The following is a 10,136-nucleotide window of genomic DNA, read 5'->3' as shown; positions in this document are numbered from 1 at the left end:
ACTTCGCATGGCGCCTACAAGTTCACGAAGAAGCCCACCGGCGATATCCTCGCGATCGAACGCATACGCGAAATTCACATCCGCATCCCGAACACGCATCTGGTGATGCACGGTTCTTCATCAGTGCCGCAGGAATTGCTGGCGGAAATCCGCGAGTTCGGCGGCGACATGAAGGAAACCTACGGCGTGCCGGTAGAAGAAATCCAGGAAGGCATCAGGAACGGCGTGCGCAAGATCAATATCGATACCGATATCCGTCTGGCGATGACAGGTGCGATCCGTCGTTACCTGATCGAGAACCCAGGCAAATTTGATCCGCGCGATTACCTGAAGCCGGCCAAGGAAGCTGCCAAGCAAGTCTGCAAGGCGCGCTTCCTCGCCTTCGGTTGCGAAGGTCAGGCCGCGAAGATCAAGCCGCTGTCGCTGGAAAAAATCGCAGAGAAGTACCAAAAGGGCGAGTTGTCGCAAATCGTTCAATAAACCTATTCAGCAGTGCAACCATGTATCGGCGATTCCAGTAATCGCCGTTTCAGATTTATGGAAACGTCATGACCAGTCTGTATCAGTCCACTATCACTTCATTGCCTTTACTCGGCCGCGGCAAGGTTCGCGAAAACTATGCAGTCGGCGACGACAAGATTTTGATTGTCACCAGCGATCGACTGTCTGCATTCGACGTCGTGATGAACCAGCCGATTCCAGACAAGGGACAGGTACTGAATCAGATGTCCGATTTCTGGTTTGAAAAACTGAAAGACATCGTGCCGAATCATTTGACCGGTATCGCACCTGAATCGGTAGTGGCCGCAGACGAAGTGTCGCAGGTCAAGAACCGCGCTGTCGTCGCCAAGCGCCTGCAGCCGATTTTGGTCGAAGCGGTGGTGCGCGGTTACCTGATCGGCTCCGGCTGGAATGATTACAAGAAAACCGGCGCAGTCTGCGGTGTGCAATTGCCGGCCGGCTTGAAGCAGGCGGAAAAACTGGCTGAACCAATTTTTACGCCAGCCGCCAAAGCCGATCTGGGCGAGCATGACGAGAACATCACCTACGCCGACATGGAACAGCGTATCGGCAAGGAACTGGCCAACAAGATACGCGACATCAGCATCAAGCTGTACAAGACAGCCGCCGATTACGCCGCCACGCGCGGCATCATCATCGCCGACACCAAGTTTGAATTCGGTCTCGACAAGGATGGCACACTGCATTTGATGGATGAAGTGCTGACTGCCGATTCGTCACGCTTCTGGCCGGCCGATTCTTATGCGACCGGTATTTCGCCACCGTCGTTCGACAAGCAATTCGTGCGCGACTATCTGGAAACGCTGACCGAATGGAACAAGACGGCGCCTGCACCGACCTTGCCAGCCGAGGTGATAGAAAAAACCGGCGCGAAATACCGCGAAGCATTGACCCGTTTGACTGGCGAAGACTTGAAAGGCTGACATGACGACGAAACCGTTGGTAGGCGTGGTGATGGGTTCTTCATCCGATTGGGATGTGATGCAGCACGCGGTCCTGATCCTGAAGGAGTTCGGCATTGCACATGAAGCGCAAGTCATTTCAGCGCACCGCATGCCGGACCAGATGTTTGCCTATGCGGAGTCGGCACGATCGCGCGGCTTGCGCGCGATCATCGCCGGTGCCGGCGGTGCCGCGCATCTGCCAGGCATGCTGGCAGCAAAAACCATCGTGCCTATCCTCGGTGTACCAGTGCCATCCAAATACCTGCGTGGCGAAGATTCGCTGCTGTCGAGCGTGCAAATGCCGAAGGGCATACCGGTCTCGACCTTTGCCATCGGCGAAGCGGGCGCCGCAAATGCCGCGCTGGCCGCGATCGCCATCCTTGCCACCACCGACGACAAACTGGCTGCGAGCCTGGAACAATTCCGCGCCAGACAAACGCAAATCGCCGTAGAAATGAAATTGCCCACATGAGCCTGACGAATTACTCTACCCCATTGAATCCTTCCGCATCACCTGGCACCTGGCTGGGCGTGATGGGTGGCGGCCAGCTGGGACGCATGTTTGCGCATGCTGCGCAACAGATGGGCTTCAAGGTTGCGGTACTGGAGCCGGCGCTCGATTGCCCTGCCAGCCATGCGGCCGATCAGCTGCACAGCGCCGACTATACCGATGCGGCTGCCCTGGTGAAGCTGGCCGAGCAATGTGTTGCAGTGACGACTGAATTTGAAAACGTATCGGCGAAGAGCCTCGCATTCCTGGCCGAGCGCACCTTCGTTGCGCCATCGGCTGCATGCGTGTCGATCGCGCAGGACCGGATGGAAGAGAAGCGTTTCTTCATTGAATGCGCGACGACTTCGGGTGTCTTTCCCGCTTCGCATAAAGAGATCACTTGTGCCGCCGATGTCGATGCCGTGCCGGATGATTTATTGCCCGGCATATTGAAAACCGTGCGCATGGGTTATGACGGCAAGGGCCAGGTCCGCGTCAAGACGCGTGCAGAATTGCACTCTGCCTATGCCGGCATGAATGGCGTTGCCTGCGTGCTGGAAAAGATGCTGCCGCTGGCCTATGAAATTTCCGTGTTGGCTGCACGCGGCGCCGACGGCAAGGCAGTCGTCTATCCGATTGCAGAAAACGTGCACAGGGACGGCATCCTGTTTGCCACTACCGTGCCGGGCCCGCACATCAGCAAGGCATCTGCCGAGAAGGCGCAGGCGGCAACGCTGGCCGTGATCGAGCAGCTCGGTTATGTAGGCGTGTTGTGCATAGAATTCTTTGTCCTCACCGATGGCTCGCTGGTCGTCAATGAAATGGCGCCGCGTCCGCACAACAGCGGCCATTACACCATCGATGCCTGCGTCACCAGCCAGTTTGCGCAACAGGCGCGGGCGATGGCGCGTCTGCCCTTGGGCGATGTGCGCCAGCATTCGCCTGCTGCGATGCTGAATATTTTGGGCGACATCTGGTTTGAAGGTGCTTCGGATGAAGCGCGCGAACCGGCATGGGACCAGGTGCTGGCCTTGCCCGGTGCGAACCTGCATCTGTATGGCAAGGATACTGCGCGCCGTGCACGCAAGATGGGCCACATTACCTTTGTCGCAGCCACGCTGGAAGAAGCGCAAGCCAATCTGCACAAAGCCTGTGCAATTCTCGGCATCGCGCCTTGAGCGTTTAAAAGCCAGCGATGCCTGAATCACTGGATTTGCCAGCAATCGACGATGCCGCACGCCGCCTGGAGCGCGGCGAGCTGGTCGCCTTTCCCACGGAGACCGTGTACGGCCTCGGTGCGGATGCCGAGAATCCGGTTGCCGTCGCAAAAATCTATCTAGCCAAGGGCCGGCCTTCGAATCATCCGGTCATCGTGCATCTGGCGCCGGAAGCCGACCTTGCCTACTGGGCGCAGGATGTATCGCCCGCTGCCCGCAAGCTGATCGCCGCATTTTGGCCGGGTCCGCTGACCATCATTTTCAAACGCGCTGCACACATACCCGATACGGTTTCCGGCGGCCAGGATTCGATAGGTTTGCGTTGCCCGTCGCATCCGGTTGCGCAAGCATTGTTGCGTGCCTTCAAGCATGGCAAAGGCGGCATCGCTGCGCCATCGGCCAACAAGTTTGGTCACGTCAGTCCAACCACGGCGCAACACGTGCGGGATGAATTTTCCGAAGATAAAAATGGTTTACTGAATTGCATACTCGAGGGCGGACAAAGCGAGGTCGGGATTGAGTCGACGATCATAGACCTGTCGCGCGGCCATCCAGTGTTGCTGCGTCCCGGGCATATCAGCGCGGCACAGATCGCCGCTGTCCTCGGTGTCTGGCCGGCATTACCCGATCAAGGCGCACCACGCGCTTCCGGCACGCTGGAGTCGCATTACGCACCGCATACGCCAGTGGCCCTGGTCGATGGCGCACAGCTGCGTGCAGTGCTGCAGAAACTGCAGGCGCGTGGCAGACGCGTGGCGCTGATGCAGCATGCTGCAGAAGGTTTTGCGGCCGTTGCTGCCAGCGTATCCTTGCCGGCAACGCCGGCGGCTTATGCGCACGATTTGTACGCGGCCTTGCGTGCGATGGATCAGGTACATGCAGATGTCATCGTGGTGCAGGCACCTCCGATTGACGATGCATGGAGTGGCGTCAACGATAGATTGCGCCGTGCGGCGCATGACTCAGCAGGGATATTGTCGCGCTTGTTGCAGGATTGATGTGCGCTGCGGTTCAGCGCACCGTGCACTGCATTTATTCAGACAGGAAGCGACCGCCATGGAACACCAAAGGTTCTCTCGGTGACACATCGCAGCACTCAACTTCACCGACAAAAATGACGTGATCGCCTTCCGGATAGCGGCTGCGGTTATGGCATTCAAACCATGCCGCGACGCCCTTCAGTATCGGCAAGCCGGTCGGCGACAGCGTAAATTCCACTCCCTCAAAACGGTTCTTGCTCGGTCGCGCAAACTGCAGCGCCAACTCAGCCTGATCGGCTGCCAGGATATTAATCACATAGTGCGTATTGCCGGTGAAAATAGGCAGGCTGCTGGCGCTCTGGGCCAGACTCCACAAGACCAAAGGCGGGCTGAGCGAAACGGAATTGAAAGAGCTGGCAGTCAAGCCGAGAAAGCTGTCGTCCTGCAAGCGCGTCGTGATGACAGTGACGCCGGTTGCGAACTGGGATAGCGCATCGCGAAAATGACGCGTATCAAATGCGGGCGCTGCGTTGTGCGAAGAAGGAATAGACATCGATGATCCGTGAAATTTCATTCATTATGCCGAAAAATCCAGTTCTCATGGCGAAACGCTGCGTTACTGGCCGGCTTTCTTCCGTAGAATCTGGCTACGGAGAACCTTGCACATGAATCTTTTCAATATCCTGCGCGACCACGTTGCGACACAGCCCAATGCGATTGCCTCGCGCTCGAGCCGCCGCGTTGTCACGTATAGAAAATTCTGGTCGCGCATAGAGCGTGCAACGGCGCGCCTGAAGGCAGAGTGGCACGTCCAGCCGGGCGACACAGTCGTGTATTGGGGTCAGGGGCATCAGGATGCGCTGATGCTTTACATTGCCATTGCGCGCTGTGGCGCAAAGCTGCTGCCGCTCGAACATGCGCCGCTGCATCAGCAGAGCATCGCCATCCTGCAGAAAATTCCGGCAGTGCTGTTGCTGCACGATGATGAAACGATATTCGAAGTGCCGCCTGCAGCGCCGCTCATCGTGAACCTGTCGTCGTTGATCGCGACCCGCTGTCACCATACGCCGGCAGTGAGCGAAGACTTGCAGCAGCCCAGCCTGCTGGCGCTGACGCTTGCAGCAGACGGGACGTGCGTAGCAGCCGAGAAAAACCTGCAACAGTTGATGGACCATGCTGAGATTGATGTCGCACCCGATGCAGCGCGTGAATTCAGGATTGCAGAAGCGCTGTTTGATGCCGATATTTTTGCACCGCAAGTCTTGCCAGTGCTGGTTGCGGGCGGGACTATCGTTTTCCGCTGAGCTGGATTGCACAGACCGGGCTTGATGCAACAGTAAGGTGTTGTTGCGGAGCTACTTGCGTTGCGCTTTCTATGCACGGTTCACGCTTTGCGCTAAAGTCATGCCATACATTAATGGAGCAAGCGGATGACAACGGAAATCGCAACACTGGGCGGCGGATGTTTTTGGTGCACCGAAGCGGTGTTTCAACAAATGGCAGGCATCACTGCAGTCGAATCCGGTTACACCGGCGGCCAGGTCGCCAACCCCAGTTACGAGCAAATCTGCGAAGGCACGACAGGCCATGCAGAAGTGGTGCGCCTGAGCTTTGATCCTGCCGTCGTCAGTTTCCGCGAAATCCTCGAAGTGTTTTTCACTATCCATGATCCGACTACGCTGAACCGCCAGGGCAACGACGTCGGCACGCAATACCGCTCTGTCATCTACTACCATACGCCGCAACAGCAGGAGACCGCCAAACAGGTCATTTCAGAAATGGCGAATGTCTGGGACGCGCCCATCGTGACTGAACTCAGCCCGGCTGTAACTTATTACAAGGCTGAAAGCTATCACCAGAATTATTTCCGCCAGAATCCGCTGCAAGGCTACTGCGCCTTCATCGTTGCCCCCAAGGTTTCGAAGTTCCGGCAAACCTTTAGGGACAGGATCAAGTCAGAGATGACGTGATCGGATGCTTAAACGGATTCGGCAGGGTTAGGCGCTGCTGAATCAGCATCGGCTTCCGCCGCCAGCTTGCGCAATACATGCGCTGCTGCCACCAGCCCGAAGGATGCTGTCACCACCATTGCCGAACCGAAGCCGGCACAGTTGAGTCCGGTGACGCCGGCCTGCTCATCGCCATCGACTGCACATGCCTCTTCACTCTCCGGCAAGCGCAGCGGCTCGGTAGAAAATACCGCATCTATGCCGAACTTGTTCCTGGTCCCGCGCGGGAAACCATGTTCGGCCCGCAAGCGCTTGCGCACCTTGGCCAGCAAGGGTTCCTGTTCGGTGCGGCACAAGTCGAGGATCGCGATTTTGGTCGGGTCGACCTGGCCACCAGCGCCGCCTATCGTGACCAGTTTCAATTGATGCTTGCGGCAATAGGCGATCAATGCAGTCTTGGCGCGCACATTGTCGATTGCGTCGATGATGTAGTCGTAGTGGCGCGCACCTATCATTTCATCCAGATTGTCGGCCGTGAGGAAATCCTCGATTTCCGTCACGACGCAGTAGGGATTGATCTGCGCGATGCGTTGCGCCAGCGCGGTTACCTTGGCCTGGCCCAGAGTATCGGTCAAGGCGTGGATCTGGCGGTTGATATTCGATTCCGCGAGGTTGTCCAGATCTATCATCGTGATGTGGCCGATCGCACTGCGCGCCAGGGCTTCGACGACCCAGGAACCGACGCCGCCGACGCCGATGACGCAGACATGGGCGGCGCGAAAGCGCGCCAGCGCGGCATTGCCGTACAGGCGGGCGATGCCGCCGAAGCGACGGTCGAAATCGATATCGGGCAGGGCGGACGGTGTGGCGGGAGCAGTAGGTGCAGTCATGCCGTCATTTTAACGGACGCCAGGGCCAAAGCAGCCCGGTGCTTGCTTCTTTTACGCAAAAGAGTGGATCAGCGGGATCGGGCTGCTGTGCCAGGCCAAATGATTTGCGGTATTCTCGGCAATGCTTGAGATGGATCAAACGAACAATGTTTCGAGTCCGTTAGTCTGTGAAAATAGCGGTGAGGCGGCTATGCCCTGCGCGCGCCGCAGCATCAATACTTAAAGGAAGAAATCCATGTCGATTGCACATATCCGTACCGATTACACGCAAGCTGATTTGTCGGAGACCGATACCGATCCCGATCCTGTCGCGCAGTTTTCCAAATGGTTTCACGAAGCCTTGCGCGCAGAAGTACCCGAGGCTAATGCGATGGGTGTTTCCACGGTGGGTGAAAATGGTCGCCCGTCTTCGCGCATCCTGTTGATCAAGGATTTCGATCAGCGCGGCTTTACCTGGTTTACCAACTACGGCAGCCGCAAAGGCGTGGAACTGGCACAGAATCCTTATGCCGCGCTGTTGTTTCACTGGGTCGCACTGGAACGCGAAGTGCGCATAGAAGGCTTGGTCGAGCGTGTTTCTGCGGAAGAAAGCGAACAGTATTTTCAAAGTCGTCCGCTCAAGAGTCGCCTCGGTGCCATCGCCTCGGCACAAAGCACACCGATCGCGGATCGCGATGCGCTGGAAGCGCAATATGCACGAGTCGAACAGCAATATGGCGAGCAGACGCCACGGCCAGAACAATGGGGCGGCTATCGCCTGAAGCCGGAGTACATTGAATTCTGGCAAGGCCGCAGATCGCGCCTGCACGATCGCATTGCCTATACGCGGGATAAAGACGGACAGTGGCAGCGGCAACGCCTGCAACCCTGAAGCATGTGGTTTCCGTCAGCCGTTTGCGCTGACGGAAACCGCATCGATATTACTGCGCGGTGGCCTTGCAGTCTGCGCGCGGAGGAATGATGCCCCACTCGACGACGACTTGTGGCCCGCCTGCCTTTTTGGTCCACGGGATTTCCAGCGTGCCGTGCTGTGTGGTTTGCGCCATCAAGGCAATGACTTCATTATCGATCTGGTCCGGATTGACCTTGCTGCGGTTGATCGCGACCAGCATCCCGCATTTTTCTGCTTTTTCTTCATTGACCCACGGCGACTTGCCGAAATCACCATCGATCAAGACCTGCACCTGAGGCCCGATATGGGTGGCGATATTGCCGCCCAGCCAGGTATCGGATGCCACCAGCGTCAGCGGCGTTTGCATCTGCGCCTGCCACGTGGCATGCACCTGGCGCGACACTTCAGCTCCCGGGAAGGTGGCGCGGCTGGGGCGGCCGGATTTGTCTGCCAGCGGTCCGCGTGCCAGGCCGTAGCCTGCCGCACCCAGCACCTGCAGGATCACGACCACGATCACTGTCTTGCGCAGCAAGGCGGTATCGTCGGCGCTACGCAAGAACCAGAACGAGAAAAAGCCGAACAGGATGAAGAAGGTGGTCGCCCAATGCGCGGCCAGCGGGATTTTCATCGCGCCTGCAACGAGCATCGTCAGCGCCAGCGGTGCCAGTCCTATAAACAGGATGAAGTAGCGATCGGAGGCGGCCAGCTGGCTGGCGATTTTCGGTGGGCGCGCCGACTTCGGCGTCAATTTGTACTGGCGTGCTGCCCATACGGCGATGACCAGCAGCGCCAGTATCAGCACGGCTATGCGGCCCAGATTGGTCAGCGCGAAGCTGAATAATTCCTGCAGCTCCAGCCAGTAAGTTGCTTGCGGCACCATCTCGCTGCCGGCATAGGCGATAGGCCCGGCTGCCTGCTGCTTGAGCCACAGCAGATGCGGCGTCGCCATCGCTACCAGGATCGCGGTCGCCAGTGCGATGCCTTTCCATGTCTGTGCGCGGCGCAGGTGGCCGGTCAACAGCAGGTACAGAAAAAAAAAGCGGTGAACTGGATCAGCGCACTGTATTTGGTCAGGAACGCACACGCGCAAAATACGCCGAGCATGGCCCACGCGCGCATGCTGTCGGTACGGGTGGCGCGATGGAACATCCAGATTGCGCCAGCTACGGACCACAGTTGCATCGTGTTGTGATTGTTCATCACGCCGCGCACGGTGAAGTAGGCTACCAGCGATACCAGCAGGGTGGCGATCAGTGCCCGGCGTTGCGTCGTCATTTCGCAGCCGAGCTTCCACACCAGCCACAGCGATAGAATCACACTGAGCTGGCCGGTGAAGAAAGTCAACCAGACCGGACGGCCGAAGATGGCGACCAGGCCGTACAGGATCCACGAAGGCAGCGGCGGGTGCTTGTAATAACCCCATTCCAGCCCGCTGGCCCAGACCAGCTCTTCCATATTGTCCCAGTCGGGAGCGCGATGGCTGATGCCGGTGAAGACACTCCACAGAACCAGATGCAGCAAGAGCAGCAGGATCACCAGCGGCGCGATATTGTCTGCGCTGGGTGAAAACAGTCGCGTGAACTTGCTGGACGAAGAAACAGACTGCAGTGGCTGAGTTGGCATCATCGGTAAAAGGTAGGTTGTGTACGTCGAATGGGAAACAATTCCAGTTTGGCAATCGCATACAGTGGCGGTGAATTATAATCGTTGCCTAATAAGCTACGCGAACTTTTTACCCCGCAAGCATGCCCATATTTTCGATTTTCGCAGAGTTCTGCCCGGCCCTGCAATCCGCTCCAGAAAGGTTGTCTTCATGGTGACATTGACCGCATTGCCGAAACATCGTCCGGCCGATGCCTTGATTTCCTGCGTGATTCCGGCTTACAACGAGGCCGCGCACCTGGCTGCATTTTTGCAGGATTTGCGCATTACCCTCGCCACCTTTGCGCCGCGTTATGAAATCATCGTTGTCAACGATGGCAGCAAGGACAATACGGATGAAGTGATGGCGCCGCTGCTGGCAGATGCGGGTTTGCGCTACATCAGCTTTTCGCGCAACTTCGGCAAGGAAGCGGCCTTGTCGGCCGGCATAGATGCAGCCAGGGGCGACGCAGTGATCCTGCTCGATGGCGACTACCAGCATCCGCTTGAACTGTTGCCGGAAATGGTGCGGCTGTGGTTGAGCGGGATAGACATGGTGTACGGCGTCATCAGCGACCGCAGTAACGAATCGCGCCTCAAGCGCTGGGGTA

13 protein-coding genes are annotated in these 10,136 nt (G+C 57.8%); 9 read left to right on the top strand and 4 right to left on the bottom strand.

Annotation, left to right across the window (positions count from 1 at the left end; genetic code table 11):
- From Q7T06_RS03740 to Q7T06_RS03720, 5 genes are all read left to right on the top strand, one after another.
- Window positions 1-480 (top strand): class II fructose-bisphosphate aldolase (locus tag Q7T06_RS03740; RefSeq protein WP_304780385.1); only part of this gene is annotated, 480 nt, incomplete at its 5' end.
- Window positions 481-548: 68 nt separating this feature from the next.
- Entirely contained in the window at window positions 549-1,445 is an 897-nt protein-coding gene (locus Q7T06_RS03735) for a phosphoribosylaminoimidazolesuccinocarboxamide synthase (protein WP_304780381.1), read from the top strand.
- A 1-nt stretch (window position 1,446) separates the two neighbouring features.
- A complete protein-coding gene (gene purE / locus Q7T06_RS03730; protein ID WP_304780377.1) occupies window positions 1,447-1,938 on the top strand; it encodes a 5-(carboxyamino)imidazole ribonucleotide mutase in 492 nt (163 codons plus the stop codon).
- Window positions 1,935-3,134, top strand: a complete 1,200-nt coding sequence (locus Q7T06_RS03725) for a 5-(carboxyamino)imidazole ribonucleotide synthase (protein ID WP_304780372.1) — start codon at window positions 1,935-1,937, stop codon at window positions 3,132-3,134. The genes purE and Q7T06_RS03725 overlap by 4 nt, the downstream gene beginning before the upstream one ends.
- Window positions 3,135-3,151: 17 nt before the next feature.
- A complete protein-coding gene (locus Q7T06_RS03720; protein WP_304780367.1) occupies window positions 3,152-4,171 on the top strand; it encodes an L-threonylcarbamoyladenylate synthase in 1,020 nt (339 codons plus the stop codon).
- A 34-nt stretch (window positions 4,172-4,205) separates the two neighbouring features.
- Here Q7T06_RS03720 and Q7T06_RS03715 read toward each other — a convergent pair whose 3' ends face one another.
- Window positions 4,206-4,706 carry a flavin reductase family protein gene (locus Q7T06_RS03715; RefSeq protein ID WP_304780361.1) on the bottom strand — a complete coding sequence of 167 codons (501 nt, stop codon included), beginning with the start codon at window positions 4,704-4,706 and terminating at the stop codon, window positions 4,206-4,208.
- A 112-nt stretch (window positions 4,707-4,818) separates the two neighbouring features.
- Between Q7T06_RS03715 and Q7T06_RS03710 the strand changes: the two genes are divergently transcribed.
- Together Q7T06_RS03710 and msrA are read left to right on the top strand one after the other, a co-directional pair.
- The gene (locus Q7T06_RS03710; protein WP_304780355.1) at window positions 4,819-5,457 is read left to right on the top strand and encodes an AMP-binding protein; all 639 of its coding nucleotides are present in this window, start codon (window positions 4,819-4,821) and stop codon (window positions 5,455-5,457) included.
- 126 nt (window positions 5,458-5,583) lie between these two features.
- Window positions 5,584-6,123 (top strand): peptide-methionine (S)-S-oxide reductase MsrA, encoded by a 540-nt coding sequence (gene msrA / locus Q7T06_RS03705; protein WP_304780351.1) that lies wholly within the window; start codon window positions 5,584-5,586, stop codon window positions 6,121-6,123.
- A gap of 8 nt (window positions 6,124-6,131) precedes the next feature.
- Here msrA and tcdA read toward each other — a convergent pair whose 3' ends face one another.
- Window positions 6,132-6,992 carry a tRNA cyclic N6-threonylcarbamoyladenosine(37) synthase TcdA gene (tcdA, locus tag Q7T06_RS03700; RefSeq protein WP_304780344.1) on the bottom strand — a complete coding sequence of 287 codons (861 nt, stop codon included), beginning with the start codon at window positions 6,990-6,992 and terminating at the stop codon, window positions 6,132-6,134.
- A gap of 235 nt (window positions 6,993-7,227) precedes the next feature.
- Between tcdA and pdxH the strand changes: the two genes are divergently transcribed.
- On the top strand, window positions 7,228-7,863 hold the full coding sequence (gene pdxH / locus Q7T06_RS03695) for a pyridoxamine 5'-phosphate oxidase (protein WP_304780341.1): 636 nt from the start codon (window positions 7,228-7,230) through the stop codon (window positions 7,861-7,863).
- A 49-nt stretch (window positions 7,864-7,912) separates the two neighbouring features.
- Here the strand turns inward: pdxH and Q7T06_RS03690 are convergent, their stop codons facing one another.
- On the bottom strand, window positions 7,913-8,902 hold the full coding sequence (locus Q7T06_RS03690; RefSeq protein ID WP_304780338.1) for a hypothetical protein: 990 nt from the start codon (window positions 8,900-8,902) through the stop codon (window positions 7,913-7,915).
- On the bottom strand, window positions 8,899-9,510 hold the full coding sequence (locus tag Q7T06_RS03685; RefSeq protein WP_304780335.1) for a glycosyltransferase family 39 protein: 612 nt from the start codon (window positions 9,508-9,510) through the stop codon (window positions 8,899-8,901). The genes Q7T06_RS03690 and Q7T06_RS03685 overlap by 4 nt, the downstream gene beginning before the upstream one ends.
- A 187-nt stretch (window positions 9,511-9,697) precedes the next feature.
- Between Q7T06_RS03685 and Q7T06_RS03680 the strand changes: the two genes are divergently transcribed.
- On the top strand, window positions 9,698-10,136 hold a 439-nt coding region (locus Q7T06_RS03680), incomplete at its 3' end, for a glycosyltransferase family 2 protein (protein WP_304780332.1).

The sequence above is a fragment of the Herminiimonas sp. genome, from assembly GCF_030645555.1.
Classification (GTDB): domain Bacteria; phylum Pseudomonadota; class Gammaproteobacteria; order Burkholderiales; family Burkholderiaceae_D; genus Oxalicibacterium.
This window is presented reverse-complemented; position numbering and strand designations above follow the sequence as displayed.